We start from the raw sequence: 22,769 nt of genomic DNA on the forward strand, positions 1-22,769 counted from the left end.
GATCTTCCACGGACCGCACGAGCGGCACGGGCCACCGACCTCGGCCGGCTATCTCATGAAATGTCGGGCGCAGTGCTCACCCTGCGGAGCGTGCGCGCGGCCCGCGACCACGCCGGAAGCGGGCAAAGAAGCATTTGATCTTCGCTCTGCCCCTAACCCCCTGAAGCCAGAAAGCGCGTCGCCGCCCGGCCCCGAAGGGCTGGACGGCGACGCGGTATGCCGACCGGATCAGGCGAACTGCGCCGCGACCTCCTGGCGGAGCGCGACCAGCGTCGGGTGGAAGGCGTCGCCGGGGCACTCGGTCGTGCCGGCGCCGATGGCGGCCCAGTCGCGGTGGCCGAGGATCGCGTTGACGCGGCCGCCGCGGCCGGAGACCGGGTTGACGTAGTCGACCTGGCCGGTCGGGTTCAGGTTGTTGAGGGAGGCGAAGCCGGCCAGCACCTTGACCAGTGACTGCCGCGCGGCGGCGGTCGGCTGGCGGCTGGTGAAGCGGCCGAGCAGCGAGATGCCGATGTTGCCGGCGTTGAAGCTGCCCACGTGCGCGCCGTTGACCGCCTTCGGGCGGCCGTCCGTGCCCGCGGTGCCGCCGTAGACCGGGACGCCGTCGTCGCCGGACCAGCGGCCCTCGTAGACCGTGCCGGCCTCGTCGATGAGCAGCTGGTAGCCGACGTCGCCGTAGTCGTCGCCGATCGCGTCGTCGTAGTAGATGGCCCGGACCGTGGCGGCCGGGTCGGGGTCGTCGTTGTGCGCGTAGACGCCGGTGTGGTGCACGGACAGCGCCTGGACCGGGAAGTACTCGGCCGGCCACTTCTGGGTGCCGTCCGGGTTGAGCCGCAGCGACTCGTCCGCACCCCACGCCTGGCGGGGCAGGTAGCGGCCGAGCTCCAGCGGCGCGGAGCCGCGGATCGGGATCGCGCTCTTCGCGACCGCGGCGACCTGGCCGGCCGGGCCGTCGATCGTGTTCAGCTCACGGACGACAGTGGGGCCGCCGTCCGCGGTCTGCACCTCGTAGCCGGTGACGCCGTGCGCGAGGATCAGCGAGCGGTTGCCGGGCGTCGTGATGTCGTCGCGGCCGCCCTGGCAGGTGGCGAGCTCGATCCAGTCGCTCCAGCCCTTGCTGTCCTGCAACCGCACCGCCGCACTTGCCGCCGCTGTCACCGAGAGGTGCGTCAGCGTGAAGTCGGCGACGACGTTCTGCTCACGGCTTGCCACCTGCCCGCGCTCGCGGGCGAGGGTGCGAGGTATTCGGCGCGGCTCAGCGGCCGCGTAGGCGACACCGCCCGCCGCTGCCGCGATCGCTCCCGCGCCCACCACCGTCGCGCCGGTGAGCAGTGTCCGTCGAGAAACCACGTGTGGACCTCCTGGTGGGTCGGGCCTCGCCCGCCGGGAGTCCGGCGGGCGAAACCAGGCCAGTCAACATCGTCTAAGCCTTACCCCGAATGATGTTCACAAACATCCTGTCAGAGCGCTCAAACTCTGTTCAACAGTGACCACAGAGGACGATCAATCAATTTCCTCGACGGTACGGCGCGGGCCGGTGAACCAGTGCCGGGCCGAGACGAACCACCAGAGCGCGACCAACGCCACCACGCCACCGACGGCGATCGGCGCGTAGTTCACGGCTGACCAGGCGAAATCGGCGCCACCGGGCACGCCGCCGGGCACGATCGGGAGCACGAAGTAGACGGAGATGACCGCGATCTCCAGCACCGCGATCCAGCACAGGATCTTGTACTTCCGGCCGAGCGTCCACGGGCCGGGCCGGAACGCGTCGCCCATCCGCAGCCGGAGCGCGATCGGGATGAGGAACGCCAGGTAGAGGCCGATGACCGCGACGGAGACCACGGCGTAGAACGCGATCGGCACGCCCTCTTTCTGGTAGAGCGCCGGCAGCGTGAGCACGAGCCCGGCCGCGCACGCGCCGAGGATCGCCTTGACCGGCGTGCCGTTGCGGTCGACGCTTCCCCAGAGCCGCCAGCCGGGTACGGCGCGGTCGCGGCTGAACGCGTACGTCATCCGGGACATCGAGGTCACGCAGGACATGCCGCAGAAGAACTGGCCGACCGTGGAGATGATGATCACGGCCTTGTAGAAGAACGGTGTGAGCGCGGTCTGGAAGATCGCACCGGAGAAGCCGTAGGCCTCGTTGATCGCGTTCACGTCCGTGGCCGCGAACAGGAAGGACAGCAGCAGGATCCAGCCGCCGATCGCGGAGTAGAAGATCGACTGCCAGAGCCCGCGGGCCGCGGCCGTGGACGCGCCCTTGGTCTCCTCGGAGACGTGCGCGCACGCGTCGAAGCCGGTGATCGTGTACTGCGTGAGCAGGAATCCCAGCGGGAGCACGTAGAACCAGTACGTCGGCCCGCCCGTCGCCCCCTCCGCGAACCCCGAGTTGTTGAACCGCTCGGTGAACACGAACTGGAAGCTCTGGTGCTCGTCCGGCACCAGCAGCAGGATCAGCACCACCGCGGCCGCGCCGAACACGTGCCACCACACCGAGACGTTCTGCAGCACGTCGATGATGCGGTGCCCGAAGATGTTGATCGCCGCGTGCAGCACCAGGATGATCACGAAGAGCAGGAACGCCTGGTTGAGCGTGCCCGCCCAGCCCTCGAACAGCGCGGAGAGCGTCAGGTTGAGGAACGTGGCACAGCCGTAGTCGACGGACGCGGTGACCGCGACCAGGCCGATCAGGTTGAGCCACCCGGTGAACCAGCCGTGCACCGGCCGGCCCATCTTCGCGGCCCACCAGTAGATGCCGCCGGCCGTCGGGTACGCCGAGACCAGCTCCGACATGCACAGACCGATGATCAGGATGAAGATCGAGATCAGCGGCCAGCCCCAGGCGACCGCGACCGGGCCGCCGTTGTTCCACGCCTGGCCGAACGTGGTGAAGCAGCCGGCCAGGATTGAGATGATCGAGAAGGAGATCGCGAAGTTGGAGAAGCCGCTCCAGGAGCGGCGCAGTTCCTGCCGGTAGCCGAGCTCGGCGAGCAGGCGGGCATCGTCATCGGCGGGCTGTGCTGGGGTTTCGGTGCTCACGAGAACCTCCGAACGCCTGCGGGTGCGCGCCAGTCTCGTCCCGGAGGATCACGTCGGTCAATACTCATGAGGTTAAAGATTCGTTCCGGCGTACGCCTAATTGCGTTGCATATCGCCTGGTAGCGCCGCATCCTTCAAGGGTGACGCAGGGCCTTCGGCGGTCCTGCTCTCCGGCGGGGCCTTCGGCCGGCTCCGTTCCACGCGGCGCGGACCGGGCGTGGTCATCTCTCTCGCACCACGCCCGGTCCCCGCGGTTCCGGACACCAAGAAACCCCCAGGCGATGCCTGGGGGTTTCTTATATGCACGGCGGTCTCAGGGCTCTCACCCCGTCCCTGCCGTGTGACGCAGCGGGTTCCGGTGCCTTCGTTCCAGCGGAACTATCGCCCTTCTGCCCTCTGCTGTCTCCGACGTTACGCCGGGGATCCCGGGTGCGCAGCCGAACGACCCAACTTGTCAGCCCACCACCGTAGTCGGCGGCACGTCCGGCGTGGGCTCGCCGGTCCCGTGCGGCGGGACGATCTCATCCGTACGTAAATAACGAAAGTCCGCGAGCACGACCTCGATACGCGGCCCTCCAGCGATGCCGAGCAGGACGAATCCATCGCCGTCAGGCGCTTCCGGCGGCACCGTAAAAAGCAGGGGACCACCCTGGTACGCCCGCCGCGCCGTCAGGACGGCCCCGTCCTCCCACACCATGTCCAGCGAGTCCGGCAGATTCCTGCCGAGAACCTCGACCTGGTAGCCGCCCTCCCTCGGACCTGAGTTCGGGCGGAGACCTTTCAGCTCAGGACAACCGGATCTCGTGTTCCCGCCTCGCACAAACAGGGCGTCAGCGTCGGCAAGATGCACATCTATCATCGATCTCACGAACTCGTGGACCAGGCGGTCCCAGCAGCTGAAACTGCCAGGATCGATGTTGTTGTACCACTCGTGCGCCTCTGCCCACAGGTCCCGCCGCCCGTGGAACGCGGCCAAGCATGCGGCTGCGGCGCTTCGATACAGTCGCCGAAGCGATTCGGACGCGCTGAAAGTGTCCGCACGGAAAACTCCGTCAGCCGCGACCTCCCATGCTCCCTGGCAGTCACCCTGCATGAGGTTCGCATAGGCGCTGTCGGTGGCGTTCCCGTCTGGACCCGAGCCGCCGGACGGGGTGAAGTTACGCAGCCACTCGACAACTCGGGTCGAACCCTTCGGCTCCGCAGGGCGGCCGTCTTCCTCCGGTCCCGCACCGGCGTTCTCGCGCCCCTCGCCCGTAGCCTGTGGTGTGTGGCCCGGTTCGCCGGATGCCACCCCGGAGTTCGTCGGAGCCACGCTGACCTGCCGGTCAACCGCCCGCCCACATCCCAAAGCTGCCACGAACACCAACAGCAGGATTACCGGGGAGGCCACAGTCGCCCTACTTCGCATGTTCGGTGAACTCCATTCGCATGCCGTCACCCTCTCGGAGGACAACGACGCGTCCAGGCACGGTGGTGATAAAGAAGAATCGATCTCCGGAACGTTCGAGGAGCCGTAGGCCCGAATACCTGAACGTGAACGCGGACTCTTTTCCCGTCAGCGGCTCGCTGACAACACCCGGCCCACTCAGATGGATGTCCTTGGCGGAATACACAGAGACCGCCGGCAACTGATAAGGATTGTTCACGTAATCCGTCCCGTACATCTCGCCTGCCGTACGGGCGACTCGTTCGGTGGTCCAGAAAACCGCAAGAATCAGAAGCGCCACGACAAGGAGCCGAGTCGGTCGCTCCCACGGATCCGTGCCGGTGACGAGCCGCCGGAGGCAGCGGCCGTACTGAGCACAGAGGACTGACAGTGTCAGCCAGACTGGTATGGCGTATCCGCGGACAGGCGTCAGCATCATGAGCACCGCCACGACCGCCAGCGGAAGCCAAGCCCAGGCGAGAAGGCGAGCGACCAGCGAGCAGGCTCGGCGCCCGCCTGCCACCGCGGGTGCGACGGCCTGTGAGTGGATTGTGTAGGCAAGCAGCCCGACGAGCGCAAGCCCGATGAGCGGGACGAAGAGAACATTAAGACTCTTCAGAAGATAGTCCGTGGTGCTGAGGTCCAGCGCCGACACGTCGAATCCGAGTTCCCGCGCCTGGAACCGGGTGCGAACCCATCCGAAGTAGTAAAGAATCGCGGTGGTGAGGGACAGCGCAACCCCGATATCAGCAAGCAACCTGCCGAGGGCCGGCTCAGATCGATCGGGTTGCGCAGATTCTTCTACAGCAGCGCGTTCCTGGGACTGCGTCACGAGGCGAATATTATGCTTGCCGACCGATCATTCCCCGCATCCATACAGTCGGGTCACCGACTACATGAATGATCAATAAGATGCTGTTATCTCGACCTGTCGTCAAGAATTCCGCCGGGCTGTGCCGGAAGCCGGCCGTCCGGGCGGACGCGGTGGTAGGCGTTGGAGGCGTGGCGGCGGACCGCGCCCAGGCGGTGGCGGACGGCGACCGTGGCGTAGCGGAGGCGCTGGGACGGGGGCGCGGAGCCGAGGCCGGACAGGGCGTAGCCCTCGGCGGCCAGGCGGTCGCCGAGCGCGTCCTCGCAGAGCGCGATCTGCCACGGCTCCAGGCGGTCGCGCCAGGTGCCGACGCGGTCGTCGCCGACCTCGGCGTGCGTGCGGACGTGCCACTTCTTCCGCTCGGGTACGGCCACCGACGCCACCCGGTCCGGCCGGGTCATCGCGGGGTCGAAGTCCTCGCCGAGGAACGCGCAGAGCCGCCGCAGCTCGGTCTCCGGGTCCTGGACCAGGCTCTCGTACCGGAGCGGGAAGTAGGAGTCCGGGCCGAGCAGCCGTTCCGCCCGGCGGGCGCCGTCGACGGCGCGGGCCCAGGCGGAGATGGCCTTGTGGATGCCGTCCTGGTGCCACGGCATCTCCAGCAGCGAGGCCACGCAGTCGCGGCCGTCCCGGGTGATCGTGACGATCTGCGCGTCCGGGAAGAGCCGCCGGATGACGTCGACGTTGTGGATGTACGACGGCCGCTTGTCGCCCCAGCGCGGCTTGCCGAAGCGGTGCGCGTACGCGCGGAAGACCGTGCCCATCGCGGACCCGAGCGTGGGCGGCCCGGCCACGATCTCCGCGGTCACCGCGGCCCGGTCGAGGCCGAGGTCCGCGACCTTGGTCTCCTCGCCGAAGATCCAGTCGGCCAGCGCGCGCCGGCGGTCCTCCCGGCGCAGGTCGCCGAAGCGGCCGCGCAGCGCGTACCCGGAGAGCAGGAAGCGGGTCTCCGGCGGGATCGCGATCCGCGGGTGCGCGTGCAGCATGAGCTGCAACATCGTGGTGCCGGATCGCGGGCACCCCATCACGAAGATCGGCCGGGCGCTCATCACACCGGGTAAAACGATGCTTTATCGCCCGAGATACTCAAATTTCCGGCATTCAGGTCAGAGGGACGCGGCGCACGATCGCCAGCAGCGACGCCTCCACGTCCTCGATCGGGCGCTCCGGCGTGAACACCAGCCAGTCCACCGCGACCACCAGCCCGACGCCGAACAGCGCGGACGACGCCACCCGCACGTCCAGGTCCGCGGGCAGGTCGCCGCCGTCCACGCCGCGCGCGATCGTCTCCGCGATCACCGAGATCGCCTCCTCGCGCAGCAGCGTGAGCGTCTGCTGCCACTCCCGGTTCGTCCGCCACATCTCGGAGAGCAGCAGCTGCGCGAACGCCCGGTAGTCCCGGATGTAGACCAGCTGCGCGTGCACCAGCGCGGACAGTGCCGCGCGCGGCGGCAGCCCGTCCACGGCGGACCGGAACGACTCGGTGAGCAGGCCGATCCCGTGCCGGAGCAGGCCCTCGAACAGCGACGTCTTGGACGCGAAGTTGTAGTAGACCGTGCCCTTCGCCACGCCGGCCCGGAGCGCGATGTCCTCCACCGTGGTCGCGGAGTAGCCCTGCTCCGCGATCAGCTCGACCGCGGCCTCGTAGAGCTTCTGCCGCGTGTCGGCCCGCCGCCGGGCCCGCCCGTCCGTCACCGGAAAATCACATCACGAGTTCCGGGTGCAGCGTGCCCGGGGTCAGCCGCCGGCCGCGCACGGACGCGGCCACGGTCAGCGCGAACGCGCCCGCGGCGAACCCGAGCAGCACCAGTGCGCCGTTCACCACCTGGCCCGCGCCGCCGCCGTCGATCGTGCGCCGCAGCCCGTCGACCACGTACGTGAGCGGCAGGAACGGGTGGATCCACTGGAAGAACCCGGGCGAGGTCTGCACCGGGTACGTCCCGCCGGACGAGGTGAGCTGCAGCATGAGCAGCGCCAGCGTGAGCAGCCGTCCGGGCGTGCCCGCCCAGGCGCCGATCGCCTGCTGCACCGCGACGAAGGCCAGCGAGGTCACGACCAGGTAGCCCACGGTCTGCCACGGGTGCACCGGATCCAGCCCGACCGCCAGCACGACCACGGTGAACAGCACGGCCACCTGCGCGAGCCCGACCACGACCGCGGGCAGCAGCCCGGCCAGCGCGACCCGCCGGCCGGGCGCGCCGCTCATCACGTGCCGACGCTCGACCGGCCGCAGCAGCATGAACGTGATCATCGTGCCGACCCAGAGCGCGAGGCCGAGGAAGTACGGCGCGAAGCCCACGCCGTAGGTCTCGGCCCGATGCTGCACGGACCGGTCCAGGCCCACCGGGTCGGCCAGGATGCCGGCGCGGGCGGCCGCGTCGTCGTACCCGGGAATCTGCCCTGCGCCGTCCGTCAGCCCGACGGCCAGCCGATCCGCGCCGTCGCGCAGCCGGACCAGGCCGGACGCGAGGTCACGCCCGCCGTCGTCCAGCGTGACCAGGCCGGCGGACAGCTCGCTCGTACCGTCGGAGAGCTTGTAGAGACCGCCGCTCAGGTCGGAGCCGGCGCCGGCCGCGGTACGCAGCCCGGTCGAGAGCCGGTCCGCGCCGCCGGCGATCTGGTCCAGACCGTCCGCGAACGCGTCGATCTGCGTGCGGGCCGCGTCGAGGTCCCCGGCCAGGCCGGGTGCGGCGGCCGCGACCGCGCGGGCGGTGGTGGCGACGCGGGCCATGTCCGCGCGCAGGGCCGCGAGGTCCCCGGCGCCGGCCCGCTCGCCGAGCCGGGCGGCGGTGTCCGCGGTCCGGGCCGCGGCCTCGCGCGCCGCGGTCAGCGCCGGGTCGCCGGCCAGCTCCGGATGCGCCGTGACCAGCGCGTCGATGCGGTCGATCACGGCATTCGCGTCCGTCTCCACCTGGTCCGCGAGCCCGATCAGCGTGTCCAGGTTCGCCGCGATCAGGTCCGCGCCGTCCGCGATCGTGGTGGCCGCGGTCGCGATCTCGTCCGCGTGCGCCGCGAGCTGCGGCCCGACCGTGTCCGCGGCCTGATCGACCCGGCCGGCGAGCGCCTGCCCGGCCGCGGCGGCCCGCGCGGTCGCGATCTTCAGCTCGGCCGCGCCGTCGTCCAGCGTGGCCAGTCCGTCGGCGAGCCGGTCCGCGCCGTCCGCGGCCTGCCGGGTCCCGTCCGCGACCTCGCCCGCGCCGGCCGACGCCGAGTCCAGCCCGTCCGCGAGGTCGCCGGCGCCGCCGGACGCGGTGCCGAGCCCGTCGTCGAGCTGCTGCGCGCCGTCCGCCGCCTCGCCGGTCTGCTTCTTGAGATCGGTGAAGCCGACCAGCATGCGGTCGAAGTACTCACCGGACGCGCTGGCCGACGCCGCGGCCCTGATCTCGGCGAACGCGGTCCGCGCGAACTGACCGGACAGGTAGTTCACCGCGTCGTCGGACGTCACCTCCAGCCGGGCCTGCCGCGCGGCCGCGTCCTGGTCCGGCCCGGCGGCGAGCGCGGCCGAGAAGCCCGGCGGGATGCGCAGCATCAGGTGCACGTCACCGTCCGCCAGCGCGTGCCGTGCCGTCGCCTCGTCCGTGACGCGCCAGCCGAAGACCTCGCGATCGAGCAGCTCCGCGGTGAGGTCCGCGCCCGCGTGCACGGTGCTGCCGTCGCTCGCGGTCGCGGCCACGTCCTGATCGACCAGCGCGACCGGGATGTGGTCGAGCCGCCCCTGCGGATCCCAGAACGCGTAGAGGTACAGCGCGCCGTACAGCAACGGCACCACGGCCAGCACCACCAGCGCCGCGACCGGCAGCCGCCCGCGCGTGAACCGTCGCAGCCCCAGCCAGGTCATTATTTTCCCTCTTTCAGTGTGAAAACTCGGGTGGAGGCGGACTCACGGCAGCTCGCGACCACGGCCGGCCCCTCGGCCGCGACCTGCGCCAGCACCTCCCACAGCGCCGCCCGCTCCGACGTGTCCAGCCCCTGGTCCACGTCGTCCACCACGATCAGCCGCGGCCCGCCGAGCAGCGCCAGAGCAAGACCCAGGAGCTGCCGGGGGTACGGCGTGAGCCGCGCGACCCGCGCGTCCGGCCGCAACCCGAACGGTGGCTCCACCGTGGCCCCGGGCCTTGCGCGCCGGCCGAGCAGCAGGCGGCGCTCGCGCAGGTTCTCCGCCACGGTCAGCGCCGGCTCCGGCTCGTGGACGCCCGCGACCAGCCCGAGCGCGGCCGGCCCGTCGCACCGCACCGTGCCCGCACTGGTCCGGAGCCGCCCGGCCAGCGCGAGCAGCAGCGACGTGCGCCCGCTGCCGGCCGGCCCGGTCAGCGCGACCAGCTCGCCCTCGTCCGCCTCGAAGTCGATGTCCTTGAAGATCCACTCTTTGCGGTGGCGGACGCCCAGCCCGCGTGCCTCGACGACCGGCATGCCTTCACCTCAACTATTTAGACTGACCAGTCAGTGTAGAAACCTACCCTTTCGGCCCTGGCGCGCAAAAGCGGGTTGCGTCACGACGTAATTACGTAACAATGGAATTATGGAGAACTCAGAGATCGCCGCGCGCCTCGCACTGATCGAGGCCCGGCTCACCGCACTCGAGGGCGCGGAGCCGTCCTCCGCCGACGTCACCACCGGTGCCTCAGCCGGCGTCTCGACCGGCACCGAGGACGAGCGCTTCTTCGCGCTCAACGGCATCCGCCACACCGTCGACAGCGGCATCGTCTACGCGGGCCACGTCGAGCTGCCCACCGGCGCGATCTGGGACTGGCAGTGGGGCCCGGTGCCGACCGCGATCACGCTGGAGGCGGACTGGTCCGCGTCCGTGCGCGCACTCAGCGCGCTCGCCCACCCGGTCCGGCTGCGACTGCTGCGCGAGGTGCTGCTCGGCACGCGCACCGCCACCGAGCTCGGCGAGCTGGACGGCCTGGGCACCACCGGCCAGCTCTACCACCACCTGAAGCAGCTGGTCACGGCCGACTGGCTGCGGTCGTCCTCCCGCGGCGTCTACGACGTGCCGGGCGAGCGGGTGGTGCCGCTGCTCGTCATCCTGACCGCGAGCGCCCGATGAGGGTCGCCGTCGCCGCCGTTCTCGCCGGGCTCCTGGCCGGCGCCGTCGCGCTGTTCGCCGCCCCGCGCCCGCCGTCACTCCGGGACACGCACACCGGCGACGCCGCGCTCGCCGCGCTGGTCCGGGACGCGGCCGGGGATCCGAAGGGATACCGGGCGCTCTCCGTGGCCTACGTGGAGGGCGGCACCGTCCGGTACGCCTCGCTCGGCGACGACACGATCACGCCGGACACGCCGTTCGAGATCGGTTCCGTGACCAAGAGCCTGACCGGCATGCTCCTCGCGGACCTGGAACAGGACGGCGTGCTCAGCGCGCGCGACACGCTCGGCACGCTGCTGCCCGGCACCGAGGGCCCGGCCGCGGCCGTCACCGCGGAGGAGCTGACCAGCCACCGGTCCGGCCTGCCGCGCCTGCCACCGGCGAACCTGGCGGCGCTGTTCCTGCGTCAGATGCGCGCGCAGGATCCGTACGCGGGCATCGGCACCGACGACATCGCCCGCGCGCTCTCCGAGACGGAGAAGCTCGACGGCCGGGGCACGTTCGCCTACTCCAACTACGGCGCGTCCGTGCTCGGGCTCGCGCTGGCCACGCGCACCGGCACGCCGTACCCCCGGCTGCTCACCGACCGCATCCTGACCCCGCTCGGCATGCACGACACCGTGTTCACACTGGACGGTGCCGCGCCACCGCCGGGCGCGGCCACCGGCGGCACCCCGACCGGCCGCCGCACCGCGCCGTGGACCGCGTCCGGCATCGCGCCCGCGGGCGCCGGCGCCTGGTCCACCGCAGCCGACCTGGGCCGCCTGCTCACCGCGCTGCTCGCCGGCACCGCCCCCGGCCAGGCCGCCACCACGGCCCGGTTCGACGCGGACGCGCAGGACCGGATCGGCTACGGCTGGCTCACCCGCGACGCGGCCGTCGTCTGGCACAACGGCGGCACCGGCGGCTTCCGCACGTTCGCCGGCTTCGACCCCGCCACCGGCCGCGGCATCGCCGTGCTCGGCAACACCACCCGCAGCGTCGACGCGATCGGCCTGCGCCTGCTCGGCGCCGACCCGCCCGCGGAGGGCCGCACGCCCCCGGAGTGGGCCGCCACCGTGGTCACCGTGTTCCTGCTGCTGGCCGGCGCGTCCCTGTTCACCACCGCGGTCCGCGGCCGCGCCGACCGCCTGCAACTCGCCGAGGCCGCGCTGATCTCCGCCGGCTGCCTCACGGTCGTCCACCCCACCGGCGACTGGCTGATCATCCCGCCCTGGCTCTGGGCGCTCCCCCTGGCCCTGTCCGCCGCCGGCGCCGCGATCGCGGCGCTCTCCTTCCGCACCATCCCCACCCTCCGCGAGGGCACCAACCCCATCACACGCTGGGCAAGCCTGGCCGTCACCGCCCTGATCGCCGCCGCCCTCGCCGCCCTCTTCCTCTAGCCGCGGCCCCTCATCCCGCCCTTCGTCCCCGGGCCCGCACCCGTTTCGCCGCAACGCCCGCGGCCCCGGGCCCGGGGACGAAGCAGCAGGCATGGCGCAGGGTGTGGTTTTCGCCGGCCAAGACGGCACCGGCTCCTCGCGACGAGCGGAGCGCCAGCGGAGCCCGACGCGAGGTTTGCCCGCGGGAGCAGCGCTGCAGGGCCGTGCTGGAAGCGGGCAAGCAAGACCTTGATCTGAGGTTGTCGCCTCCCGACCGGCGCGCATCCCGGCGGCGAGGCGCACGGCCCAGCCATCGCACCAGCGGGCTCGGGGTCTGGGGCCGCCCCCAGGCAAGATCGAGCGCCCGCGGGAGCAACGCTGCCGGACCACGCCGGAAGCGGGACAGCAAGATCTTGATCTGGATTGCTGACCGATTCACGTCTCCTCCGGGATTGGTGCGTAAACACGGTAGATCGATCGGCGTGCACCTGAGAAGATCCGCGTCATGGTGGTGGAACGGCGTGACCTGAGCGGCCCGGACGATCTCGACGCGCTGCAGGAGTTCACCCGGCGCACCTGGACCGCGGTGTCACGGTGGCACGTCGGCGACATCGCGTGGCAGTTCGGGCAGTACGACGGGCCGATCCCGGGGACGCGGACGACGCTGTGGCACGAGGACGGCCGGGTGCTGGCCGCGATCTCCGCGCACGGGACCGAGCGGCAGGACGGCGCCACGCTGACCTTCCACGCGGACCAGGCCCGGCCGGACGCGGCGGACACGGCACTGGCCTGGGCTCAGACAACATATCCGGATTTGTCGGTCAGCATTCTGGAGACGGAGCACCATCTCGCGGCCGCGCTCGTCCGGGCCGGGCTGCGTACCGATCCGGGCGACGACGGCCCGTTCTTCCTGGCCCACCGGATCACGCTGGACGACACGCTGCCGCCCGCGGCGTCACCTCCGTCCGGCGTGACGGTCCGGCCGGTGCGGGATCGTGCGGAACTGCACCGCCGGGCCGCGCTGCACCGGGAGATCTGGGCGCCGTCCACGGTCACGGACGAGCGTTACCGCACGTTGAGCGCGCGGCCCGCGTACCGCATGGAGTTCGACACGGTCGTCGAGGACGACGACGGCGAGCTCGTCTCGTACTGCCTCGGCTGGTACGACGACACCAACCACGCGGGCCTGCTGGAGCCGATCGGCACGCTGGCCGTCCACCGCCGCCGGGGCCTGGCCCGCGCCGCGATCCTCCGCACGCTGCACGCCTTCCGCGACGCCGGCGCGGACACCGCGATCGTCTACTCCCGCGGCGACGACGGCTACCCGGTCCCGCGCCATGTCTACCCGACTGTCGGCTTCACCCCGTACGCCCGGACGCGCGTCTACCGCTGAAACACCCGGAGCGCACACTCAAGATCTAAATCATTTCCGCTTCCGGCGTGGTCGCGGACCACATGCTCCCGCGGGCGCTTGAACTCGCTGGAGACGACCCCAGACCCGTTGCACGCCCGATATTTCGTCTTATGGCAGGCGCGAGACCGCGGCCGCGCGCAGGGCCGGTGACCGCCCACGGGCGCGGCCGCCCGGCGGGCGTCACGAGATGCCGGACTCCTGGCAGGCCGCCGCGTAGACGCCGGTGCAGAGTTGCGGGGCGGTGTAGAAGCCGTCCGCGATGACCGTGTCCTTGACGTTCGTGCGGGTGACCGCGACCGGGGGCAGCAGCACCGAGGTGACCTTGCGCGTGCCGTTGTCGGTGAACGTGGTGGCCTTGCCGGTGTAGCGGGAGCCGGTCGCGGCGGCCACGGCCATGTCGGCGGCGACCGTGGCCTGGGGCTTGATCGCCTTGTAGATGGTGGAGTACTGCTCGCCGGAGAGGATGCGCTGAATGGCGGCGATCTCCGCGTCCTGGCCGGTGACCGGCGGCATCGTGGTGACGCCGGCGCTCCGGAGGGCCTCGATCGCGCCGCCGGCCGTGCCGTCGTTGGCTGCGTAGACGCCCACGATCTTGCCGGCGCCGAGTTTGGTGATCGCGGCCTCCACGCCGGCGCGGGCCTTCTCGGCGGACCAGTCGACCGTGTCGAACTCGTCGCCGATCGAGACCTTGCCGTCCAGCACGGAGTGGGCACCGGACTTGTACGACGCCGCGTTCGGATCGGTGGGCGCGCCGTTGACCATGACGATCGGGCCGCCTGTGGTGGTCCCGTTCGCGGCGAGCGCGTCCAGCAGCGACTGTGCCTGCACCTGGCCGACCTTCTCGTTGTCGAACGACACGTAGTAATCGATCGGCCCTTCGGCGAGCCGGTCGTAGGCGACCACGGGCACGCTGCGCGCCTTCGTGTCCTCCACGATGGACTCGGCCGCGGCGGAGTCGACCGCGTCCAGGATGAGCACCTTGATGCCCTGGTCGAGCAGTTCGCGCGCCTGGGTGGCCTGCTTGTCCGCGTCAGAGCCGGCATTGCGGTAGAGCACCTCGCAGTCGGCGCACAACTCGCCGAGCCGGGCCTCGATGTACGGCCGGTCGAACGTGTCGTACCGCGTGGTCCGGGACTCGGGAAGCAGCAGGCCGACCCGGTACCCCTGCGCGCCCGGCCGCGTGTCGCCGGGCCCGCCGCCGTCTCCGCACGCCGCGACCGCGAGGCTCAGCGAGAGAATCCCGGTCGCCGCAAACCGCCTGCCCACTCGCACACGTACACCCTGCCAGGAAAAGGCCGAAATTTCGGCCTTTAGGGGCTTTCCAGTAGACGCTTGGCCGGGCCGACCGTGGAGACCGTGACGCCGAGCCGCGCATGCAGCATCCCGGCCTGGTGCCCGAGCGCGCCCACCACGGCCGGCACCATCGGCAGGATCCAGTCCGCGAGGAAGCCCCGGTCCGGCAGGTTCATGATGAGCACGGCCGCGGCCGCGCCGCCGAAACCGTGGGCCAGCGCGCGCCACGCGGCCCTGCCGGTGTGCCCCACCGCGGCCCGCCGCGCCGCCTTGTCGCCGAGCTTGGGAAAGCCGTCGAGTGCACGCGCGTCCCGCCGCCCGAAGTTGGACCCGGTCACCGCCGCGGCCACGGACGTGCCGGCCACGGTCGCGACCAGCAGGTCCCGGGTCATCAGCCAGAGCAGCGCGAACACGCCGAAGCCTGCGCCCAGCGCGAGCAGCGCGCGCAGCCACTCCTTCCGCTCGCCCGGGTACCAGTAGTACTTCGTCGTGGTCTCGGAGACCTGTTTCACGATCTGACCCATTACCCACCCCAGCTGAGTCGTGACTCAATCGTCACCGATCGTAATCAGCTTGGCGCGGGGCGGGCCGGAATCCCAGAATCAGAACAGCACGGTCGCGAACGTGCCCGCGGACCGGAAGCCGCACCGCGCGTACACCCGGCGGGCTGCGTGGTTGTAGTCGTTGACGTAGAGGCTGACGGTCGGTGCGACGCGGCGCAGCGCGTCCGTCACCACCGCGGCCATCGCCGGTGCCGCGATGCCCTGCCCGCGCCAGGCCGGGTTCACCCAGACGCCCTGCACCTGCGCGGTGTGCGGCGTGACCACGGCCAGCTCGGCCTTGAACACGACCTGGCCGTGCTCGGTGCGCACGTACGTCCGCCGCGCCCGCACCAGCTCTGCGACCCGGCGTTTGTAGCCGCTGCCACCGCCGTCCGCGAGCGGCGAGACGCCGACCTCCTCGGTATACATCGCCACCGCGGCCGGGAACAGCGCGTCTATCTCGGAGTTCTCCGCCAGGCGCACGGCCGGGTCGGCGGCGATCGGCGGCACCTCGCCGGTGGCCAGGATCGGCTGATTCGGCCGGATCTCGCGCGCCGCGCCCCACGTGCCGGACAACCGCTCCCAGAGCCCGAGCACCGCGTCCGCCCGGCCGACGATCGACGAGCAGCCGCGGTGCTCGCCCGCGACCAGCTCCGCGAACGCCTCGACCGCGGGCGGGGTGGCGAGGATCGGCGTCAGGTGCGCGCCGGACCAGAGCAACGACTCCAGCTGGCGGCGCGCGCCGTAGCCGTAGACGCGCCCGTCACTGCGCCACCAGGACAACCCGTGCGCCGCGATCCGCTCGGCGACCTGCGCGGTCGCGAACGGATCCGCGTCGAGGACCCTCATCACAGCCCCGCGCTCGGTCTCGCCGAGCTGGCGAACCGGCACCGTCAGCACGCCCTCAAGCCTGCCAGATCCCCGGGTCCTCGCGTGCATCAACTCCCCGCCCTTTCGCTCGACCTGCCCGTACCCCGGAATCGCAACTTTGACCGTCAGCGATCGGGCCGGATCGCGGCCATGACGAGATCGACGAGCCCGTCCGCCCATTCCTCGGTCAGCGGGCCGGTCCGCAGCAGCCAGCGGTGGTACAGCGGCCCGAAGATGAGCTCCACCACCTGGTCCAGATCGACGCCGTCGCGCAGGTCGGCCGTGCGCAGCCGGTCCTTGACCGCGTCCAGCTGCGGGCGGAGCAGCCGGTCGCGGACGTGCCCGGCCAGTTCGTCGTCGATCAGCGTCTCGATGGTGAGCGCGCGCGTGGTCGCGGACAGCCGCGGGTCGGCGAACTCCGCGACCGTGGCGCGCAGGACCAGCCTCAGATCGGCGCGCAGGTCACCGGTGTCGGTCAGCGTCATGCCGCCCACCTCGACGGCGTCGACCAGCGCGTCCAGCACGACCGCGCTCTTGCCGCCCCACCAGCGGTAGATCGTCTGCTTGCCCGCGCCGGCCCGCGCCGCGATCGCGCCGACGGTCAGCTCGGTGTACCCGGTCTCGGCGAGCAGCGCCCGGGTCGCGTCCAGGATCGCGCGGCGGGAGCGTTCGTTGCGGCGGGCGGGGTCCGGTGCTGACACGCCGTCACCCTATCTCAGCGAGACGGGCCGTCTCGTCTTGACAAGCGCGTGGCCGTAGCGCACGGTTGATGGCGAGACGAGACGCCTCGTCTCGCCATCGTCGAGGGAGATCCCATGCCGCACATCGCCGTCGTCAGCATCCCGTTCCACGGGCACGTCAACCCGAGCCTGGAGCTGGTCAGCGCGCTCGTCACCGGCGGCCACCGGGTCACCTACGCCAACGACCCGTCCTGGGCCGCGACCGTGCGCGCCACCGGCGCCGAGCTGAAACCCTACGAGTCCGCACTGCCGAAGGACGGCGGCACGGACCTCGACCAGATCGCGCAGCTCACCATGTTCCTCGACGACGCGATCGCCATGCTGCCGCAGCTCCGGGCCGCGTACGACCGGGACCGCCCCGACCTGTTCCTCTACGACATCGCCGGCTCCCCCGCCCGCCTCCTCGGCGCCGAGTGGGGCATCCCGGCGATCCAGCTCTCCCCCACGATGGTCGCCTGGGACGGCTACGAGCGGGAGATGGCCCCGATGATCGAGGCGATGCGCGCCGACCCGCGCGGCGCGGACTACTACCGCCGCTTCACCACCTGGCTCACCGCCGAGGGCTCGCCGATCACCGACGGCCCCGAGTTCATGGGCCGGCCGGACCGCGCGCTGGCGCTGATCCCGCGCGCGCTGCAACCGTTCGCCGACCGGGTGGACCCGTCCGTCGTCGACTTCGTCGGCCCGCTGCTCGGCGCCCGCGCCGCGACCGACCAGTGGTCCCGCCCGGCCGGCGCGAAGAACGTGCTGCTGGTCTCGCTCGGCTCCGCCTTCACCGACCACCCGGACTTCTACCGCCGCTGCATCGCCGCGTTCGGCACACTGCCCGGCTGGCACACCGTGCTCCAGATCGGCCGCGAGGTCCCCGTCGATGCACTGGGACCCGTACCGTCCACGGTGGAGGTTCACCCGTGGGTCCCGCAGCCCGCGATCCTCGCCCAGGCGGACGCGTTCCTCACCCACGCCGGCATGGGCGGCAGCAGCGAGGGCCTCTTCCACGGCGTCCCGATGATCGCCGCCCCGCAGGCCGCCGACCAGTTCGCCAACGCGGAACAGCTCGCGGCGCTCGGCGTCGCCCGCGTCATCGACCTGGCATCGGTCACCGCGGACGAGCTGCGCTCCACGCTGCTCGCCCTGACCACGGACCCGGCCGTCGCGACGCGCTGCGCGTCGCTGAGCGCGGAGGTCCGCGCGGAGAGCGGCGTGGGCCGCGCGGTCACGCTCATCGAACACGCCCTCAAAGCCTGAAACCGCAGGTCAAATCAAGCCTCCATCCAATTCCCGCTTCAGGCGCGGTGCGGCAGCGTCGCCCCCGCGGGCGCTCGATCTCGCCCGGGGCGACCCGCCTCGCCACCGGTACTCACGCCGAACCAGAAGGCGACAAACAGGATCAAAATCATGCTTTCCCACTCCCGGCGTGGTCCGGCAGCGTTGCTCCCGCGGGCAAACCTCGCGTCGGGCTCCGCTGGCGCTCCGCACGACGCGAGGAGCCGGTTCCGCCGTGGTCCGGCACACCGGTGGCGTATGCAAGGATCTTGAGTCCCGGATATCGGAGGGACGCGCTCGGAGTGTGGGAGCAGGCCGGTCGGGCGGCCTGGTTGCGCGGGCGGCATTTGGCGAGCTTCGGTGTCAGCACGGTCGTCACGGTCGGCGCGCGGGCCGCTATTTACCGAAATTTCGGGCATAGGGTGCCCGGTTGATCGCGGCGGGTCCGAATCTCGACGCCGAATGCTCAGTAGCCGAATGCTGACCGGAAAATAAGCGCCGCCGCGGCCCGAAGCTGAAGAATTTTCACGCCCGCGAGGCGTCACCCCGAAGGTGTCAGGAGGACTCGGTAATAGCGCTCTCGGGTCGGCCAGAGGGATGCTATTGCGTGAAATTTCGGGCGCGCAGCGCCCGGCGGTCACAGCGAGGCCGAATCGCAGGATCCAAGCGACTCCGCAGGAACCGGAGCACCGCAGGAACCGGAGCACCGCAGGGACCGGAACACCGCAGGGACCGGAACACCGCAGGGACCGCAGAAACCGCGCGACACCGCAAGGCCCGCGGCACCGCGCGAACCGTGTGCGGGCAGACGGGTGCTGCCCGCGCGCGGATCGGCGGTGAGGATCGGTCAGGCCGGCGGGAAGCGGAGGATGCGGTCGTCGGCGGGGATCGGGGAGCCTCGGCCGTCGCGGTTGCTGGTGGCTGTCCAGAGGGAGCCGTCGGGGGCGACGGCGACCGTGCGCAGGCGGCCGAACTGGGACTGGAGTTCGGCGACGGGAGTGCCGACGCCGCCGGAACCGGTGAGCGGGACGGTCCACAGGCGGGCGCCGCGGAGGGCGGCGACGTAGAGCGTGGAGCCGGCGATGGCGGCGCCGCTCGGGGAGGCCTCCGCGGTGGACCAGACGACGAGTGGGTCGGTGAAGCGTGCGTCGCCGCCGATGCCCTCGACGGTCGGCCAGCCGTAGTTGGCGCCGGGGCGGATCAGGTTGACCTCGTCCCAGGTGTTCTGGCCGAATTCGGAGGCGTAGAGGCGCCCGGTCGCGTCCCAGGCCAGGCCCTGCACGTTGCGGTGGCCGAGCGTGTAGACCGGGGAGCCGGGCGTGGGATTGTCGGCGGGCACGGAGCCGTCCGGGTTCAGGCGGAGGATCTTGCCGCCGAGGCTGGCGGGGTTCTGCGCGTTCGCGGTGTTGCCGGCGTCGCCGGTGCCGGCGTAGAGCTTGCCGTCGGGGCCGAACGCGATGCGCCCGCCCGCGTGGATGCTGCCGCGCGGGATGCCGGTCAGGATCGTCTCCGGCGTACCTGTCGCGTTCAGCCGGAAGCGCACGATCCGGTTGTCGGACGCGCTGGTCAGGTAGGCGTAGACCCACTCGTCCGGCGACACGGCCAGCCCGAGCAGGCCGGCCTCGCCGACCGGTGACACGCCGGGCACGACGCCGGCCACGACCGGTGTGCCGCCGGCGGCGGGGAGGCGCAGCAGCCGGGCGGTCATTCGCTCCGCGACCAGCGCGTCGCCGTTCGGCAGCCAGGTCAGGCCCCACGGCACTTCGAGGCCCTGGGCCACGACCGAAGGGGCATCAAAATCAAAACCCTCAGCCAGGGGTACGGCATCCGCCTGCGCCGCCGCGTTCACGGTCACCGCGCCCGCCAGCGCCAGGCCGAGCGTGACCACCGAGGTCACTGCAGTGGTTCTCCGCATGTCGCGAACCTCCTCGATTCAAATCGATGAATGTCCCCGAATGCACCGTACCCGTGATCAATCGACTCTAAGCGGACTCACGAATGATCAACTCGGTCGGCAGGATGACCGCGGCGTGCTCCTCGCCCGCGATGTGGGCCAGCAGCAGCCGCACCATCTCCTGACTGACCCGGTTGAACGGCTGGCGGATCGTGGTCAGGCTGGGCGAGGTGGTGGTCGCGACCTTGGAGTCGTCGAAGCCGGCGATCGCGATGTCGCCCGGGACGCTCCGGCCGGCCCGCTGCAGGTACGAGATCGCGCCCACCGCCATCAGGTCCGAGCAGACGAAGACCGCGTCCAGGTCCGGACTGGCGCGCAGCAGCCGTTCCATCGCGGCCTCGCCGGACGCCTGGCTGTAGTCGCCGCCCTCGATCATGGCCGGCGTCGCGTCCGTCACCACGTCGCGGTAGCCGGCCAGCCGGTCGACGCCGCCGGACGTGTCCAGCGGCCCGGCGATGATGCCGATCTTCTGGTGCCCGCGCGAGCGCAGGTAGGTGACCATCTGCCGCGCGCCGTCCCGGTCGTCCGCCGCCACGTAGCTGACCTCGCGCTCGTGGCCGAGCGGCCGGCCGCAGACCACGAACGGCAGCCCGCGGCCCTTCAGCTCGTCCAGCAGCGGGCTGCCCAGGTGGTTGGAGACCACGAGCGCGCCGTCCACGTGCCCGGCTGTGACCCAGCGGCCGATGCGCTTGCGGTCCTCGCTGGTGCCGGCCACGGTGAGCAGCAGCGTGATGTCGTGCTCCGCGAGCACCTGGGTGCAGCCGCGCAGCAGGTTGTTGAAGTTCGGATCCTCGAAGAGCCGGTCCTGCGGCTCGGAGAGGATGAACGCAACCGAGTCGGACCGCTGGGTGACCAGGCTGCGCGCGTGCTGGTTGACCACGTAGCCGGTCTTGCGGATCGCGCGCTCGACCGCCTCCAGCGCGGGGCCGCTGACGTTGTGGCCGCCGTTGAGCACGCGGGAGACCGTGCCCCGCGAGACACCCGCGACCGCGGCGACGTCGTCCATCGTCGGGCGCTGACGCTGCGGGCGGGTGCTGCGGGAACGGTTCGGATCAGCCACGGATCACATTCTCCTGCACGGACACATCAGCCCTTCACCGCACCGGAGATCAGGTCGGTCCGCCAGTACCGCTGCAGCGTGAGGAACAGCGCGATCAGCGGAATGATCGACAGCAACGAGCCGATGATCACGTGGCTGTAGAGCGCCGGCACGGTCGCACCCTGGTTGAGCAGCGTGAACAGGCCCACGGTGACCGGGAACTTGTCGTCCGACGAGAGCATGATGAACGGCAGCAGGAAGTTGTTCCAGATCGCGACGAACTGGAACAGGAACACGGTCACCAGCCCCGGCACCATCATCGGCAGCCCGACGCGGGCGAAGATCCGGAACTCGCCGGCCCCGTCCGTGCGCGCGGCCTCGACCACGGTGTCCGGCACGGCCGCGGCCGCGTAGATCCGGGCCAGGTAGATGCCGTACGGGCTGATGATCTGCGGCAGCAGCACCGCCCAGTAGGTGTCGGTCAGGCCGACCTTCGCCAGCAGCAGGTACTGCGGGACGGCGAGCGTGATGCCGGGCACGAGCACGCCGGCCAGCAGCACGTTGAAGATCGCGTTCCGCCCGGCGAACCGGTACTTGGCCAGGGTGTAGCCGGAGATGCCGGAGACCAGCGCGGACAGCACGCCGCCCACGCCCGCGTAGATCGCGGTGTTGAACAGCCACGTCCAGTAGATGCCGTCGCCGGTCGAGGACAGGTCGGACAGGTTCTCGAGGAAGCCGGTGCCGGGCGCGAACGTGAACGTGGTGAACAGGTCCGAGCCGTTCTTGGTCGACGCGGCGACCACCCAGGCGATCGGCAGCAGGCAGTAGACGGCGCCGAGGATCAGGATCGACGAGCCGAGCCAGGAGGTACGTTTGCGCGCTCCCGCCCGTACCGTGGCGAGATCTTGATCGTGAAGAACCGTGGTCATCTGTTCTCACCGCCGAAGGCCTGGCGTGACACCAGGCGGAGGAAACCGAAGGACAGCACCAGCGTGACCACCGCGATCACGACGGAGCTGGCGGCCGCGGAGTAGATGTCGTTCTGCGAGAACGCGTCCCGGTAGACCTTCATCAGCGGCGTCCAGGTGGACGAGATCGAGTTGGTCAGCGAGCGGATCGTCAGCGGCTCCGTGAAGACCTGGAGCGTGGCGATCAGCGAGAAGACCGTGGTCATGATCAGCGACGGCATCAGCAACGGGATCTTGATGCGCAACGCGATCTGCAGGTCGGACGCGCCGTCGATCGAGGCGGACTCGTAGATCTCGCCCGGCACCGCGCGCAGCGACGTGAACAGCACGATCATGTTGAAGCCGACGCCGCCCCAGACCGCGATGTTGACGATCGCGAAGAAGACGGAGCCGCCGCCGAGCATGTTCGGCTCGGGGAGGCCGAGCGCGCCGATCACGTCGTTGAACGGGCTGACCGCGGGCAGGTAGAGGAAGCCCCAGAGCATGCTGGCGATCACGCCGGGCACCGCGTACGGCAGGAAGATCGCCAGTTTCGCGAACCGGCCGAACCGCACCCGCGGCGCGTCAAGCAGCAGCGCGAAGAGCAGTGCCAGGCCAAGCATGATCGGGAGCAGGACCAGGCCGTACGCGAGCACGCGCAGCGCGCTGCCGAGCAGCTCCGGGTCGCCGAGCGCGCTCGCGTAGTTGTCGAGGCCCGCCCAGATCTCGGTGCGGGAGCCCTTGCCGAGGCCGAGCCCGCTGACCTTGATCTGGCGGAAGCTCAGGTAGATCGCGTAGCCGATCGGCAGCAGCAGGAAGAGCGTGAACAGGATGATCGCCGGGGCGAGGAAGAGGTACGGCACCCCGCGGGGCGCCGTACCCTTCCGCTTCCGGCCGGTGGTGGCCGTGGCGCTCATG

Annotated in this window: 20 protein-coding genes; 4 read left to right on the top strand and 16 right to left on the bottom strand. The window is 71.0% G+C overall.

Going from position 1 to position 22,769, the window contains the following annotated elements:
- Positions 1 to 228 precede the first annotated feature (228 nt).
- The 8 genes from OP04_RS32855 to OP04_RS32890 form a co-directional block, all read right to left on the bottom strand.
- Positions 229 to 1,350, bottom strand: a complete 1,122-nt coding sequence (locus OP04_RS32855) for a peptidoglycan recognition protein family protein (protein ID WP_198154060.1) — start codon at positions 1,348 to 1,350, stop codon at positions 229 to 231.
- Positions 1,351 to 1,503: 153 nt separating this feature from the next.
- On the bottom strand, positions 1,504 to 3,042 hold the full coding sequence (locus OP04_RS32860) for an amino acid permease (protein ID WP_033343821.1): 1,539 nt from the start codon (positions 3,040 to 3,042) through the stop codon (positions 1,504 to 1,506).
- A gap of 454 nt (positions 3,043 to 3,496) precedes the next feature.
- Complete coding sequence (locus tag OP04_RS53810; protein WP_157240698.1) at positions 3,497 to 4,432, bottom strand: hypothetical protein; 936 nt, start codon at positions 4,430 to 4,432, stop codon at positions 3,497 to 3,499.
- Positions 4,433 to 4,439: 7 nt separating this feature from the next.
- Entirely contained in the window at positions 4,440 to 5,300 is an 861-nt protein-coding gene (locus OP04_RS32870) for a hypothetical protein (RefSeq protein ID WP_157240700.1), read from the bottom strand.
- Positions 5,301 to 5,386: 86 nt separating this feature from the next.
- Complete coding sequence (locus OP04_RS32875) at positions 5,387 to 6,385, bottom strand: sulfotransferase family protein (protein WP_232323831.1); 999 nt, start codon at positions 6,383 to 6,385, stop codon at positions 5,387 to 5,389.
- A 52-nt stretch (positions 6,386 to 6,437) separates the two neighbouring features.
- Complete coding sequence (locus OP04_RS32880) at positions 6,438 to 7,031, bottom strand: TetR/AcrR family transcriptional regulator (RefSeq protein WP_033343825.1); 594 nt, start codon at positions 7,029 to 7,031, stop codon at positions 6,438 to 6,440.
- A 7-nt stretch (positions 7,032 to 7,038) separates the two neighbouring features.
- A complete protein-coding gene (locus tag OP04_RS32885) occupies positions 7,039 to 9,174 on the bottom strand; it encodes a YhgE/Pip domain-containing protein (protein WP_033343826.1) in 2,136 nt (711 codons plus the stop codon).
- Positions 9,174 to 9,746, bottom strand: coding sequence for an ATP-binding cassette domain-containing protein (locus tag OP04_RS32890; RefSeq protein ID WP_051799456.1), 573 nt, complete (start codon positions 9,744 to 9,746; stop codon positions 9,174 to 9,176). The genes OP04_RS32885 and OP04_RS32890 overlap by 1 nt, the downstream gene beginning before the upstream one ends.
- A 109-nt stretch (positions 9,747 to 9,855) precedes the next feature.
- Between OP04_RS32890 and OP04_RS32895 the strand changes: the two genes are divergently transcribed.
- The 3 genes from OP04_RS32895 (at position 9,856) to OP04_RS32905 (ending at position 13,179) form a co-directional block, all read left to right on the top strand.
- Positions 9,856 to 10,386 (top strand): helix-turn-helix domain-containing protein, encoded by a 531-nt coding sequence (locus tag OP04_RS32895; RefSeq protein WP_033343827.1) that lies wholly within the window; start codon positions 9,856 to 9,858, stop codon positions 10,384 to 10,386.
- Positions 10,383 to 11,807 carry a serine hydrolase domain-containing protein gene (locus OP04_RS32900; RefSeq protein ID WP_051799457.1) on the top strand — a complete coding sequence of 475 codons (1,425 nt, stop codon included), beginning with the start codon at positions 10,383 to 10,385 and terminating at the stop codon, positions 11,805 to 11,807. The genes OP04_RS32895 and OP04_RS32900 overlap by 4 nt, the downstream gene beginning before the upstream one ends.
- A 484-nt stretch (positions 11,808 to 12,291) precedes the next feature.
- Positions 12,292 to 13,179 carry a GNAT family N-acetyltransferase gene (locus OP04_RS32905; protein WP_051799458.1) on the top strand — a complete coding sequence of 296 codons (888 nt, stop codon included), beginning with the start codon at positions 12,292 to 12,294 and terminating at the stop codon, positions 13,177 to 13,179.
- Positions 13,180 to 13,380: 201 nt separating this feature from the next.
- Here the strand turns inward: OP04_RS32905 and OP04_RS32910 are convergent, their stop codons facing one another.
- The 4 genes from OP04_RS32910 to OP04_RS32925 all read right to left on the bottom strand — a co-directional run bounded on the left by OP04_RS32910 (position 13,381) and on the right by OP04_RS32925 (position 16,606).
- Entirely contained in the window at positions 13,381 to 14,466 is a 1,086-nt protein-coding gene (locus tag OP04_RS32910) for a sugar ABC transporter substrate-binding protein (protein ID WP_033343828.1), read from the bottom strand.
- 44 nt (positions 14,467 to 14,510) lie between these two features.
- Positions 14,511 to 15,017 carry a hypothetical protein gene (locus OP04_RS32915; RefSeq protein ID WP_033343829.1) on the bottom strand — a complete coding sequence of 169 codons (507 nt, stop codon included), beginning with the start codon at positions 15,015 to 15,017 and terminating at the stop codon, positions 14,511 to 14,513.
- Between the two features lie 78 nt (positions 15,018 to 15,095).
- Entirely contained in the window at positions 15,096 to 15,935 is an 840-nt protein-coding gene (locus OP04_RS32920; RefSeq protein ID WP_033343830.1) for a GNAT family N-acetyltransferase, read from the bottom strand.
- Positions 15,936 to 16,030: 95 nt separating this feature from the next.
- Positions 16,031 to 16,606, bottom strand: coding sequence for a TetR/AcrR family transcriptional regulator (locus OP04_RS32925; protein WP_033343831.1), 576 nt, complete (start codon positions 16,604 to 16,606; stop codon positions 16,031 to 16,033).
- Positions 16,607 to 16,720: 114 nt separating this feature from the next.
- Between OP04_RS32925 and OP04_RS32930 the strand changes: the two genes are divergently transcribed.
- A complete protein-coding gene (locus OP04_RS32930) occupies positions 16,721 to 17,893 on the top strand; it encodes a macrolide family glycosyltransferase (protein WP_033343832.1) in 1,173 nt (390 codons plus the stop codon).
- A gap of 865 nt (positions 17,894 to 18,758) precedes the next feature.
- On the opposite strand, the gene OP04_RS32935 is transcribed toward OP04_RS32930, so the two are convergent.
- From OP04_RS32935 to OP04_RS32950, 4 genes are all read right to left on the bottom strand, one after another.
- The gene (locus OP04_RS32935; RefSeq protein WP_033343833.1) at positions 18,759 to 19,826 is read right to left on the bottom strand and encodes a PQQ-dependent sugar dehydrogenase; all 1,068 of its coding nucleotides are present in this window, start codon (positions 19,824 to 19,826) and stop codon (positions 18,759 to 18,761) included.
- Between the two features lie 67 nt (positions 19,827 to 19,893).
- Complete coding sequence (locus tag OP04_RS32940) at positions 19,894 to 20,925, bottom strand: LacI family DNA-binding transcriptional regulator (protein WP_033343834.1); 1,032 nt, start codon at positions 20,923 to 20,925, stop codon at positions 19,894 to 19,896.
- 26 nt (positions 20,926 to 20,951) lie between these two features.
- Positions 20,952 to 21,833: a carbohydrate ABC transporter permease gene (locus OP04_RS32945; protein ID WP_033343835.1), complete on the bottom strand. Its 882-nt coding sequence runs from the start codon at positions 21,831 to 21,833 to the stop codon at positions 20,952 to 20,954.
- Complete coding sequence (locus OP04_RS32950; protein ID WP_033343836.1) at positions 21,830 to 22,768, bottom strand: carbohydrate ABC transporter permease; 939 nt, start codon at positions 22,766 to 22,768, stop codon at positions 21,830 to 21,832. The genes OP04_RS32945 and OP04_RS32950 overlap by 4 nt, the downstream gene beginning before the upstream one ends.
- Between the last annotated feature and the right edge of the window lies 1 nt (position 22,769).

Source organism: Catenuloplanes japonicus (assembly GCF_000717135.1).
Taxonomy (GTDB): domain Bacteria; phylum Actinomycetota; class Actinomycetes; order Mycobacteriales; family Micromonosporaceae; genus Catenuloplanes; species Catenuloplanes japonicus.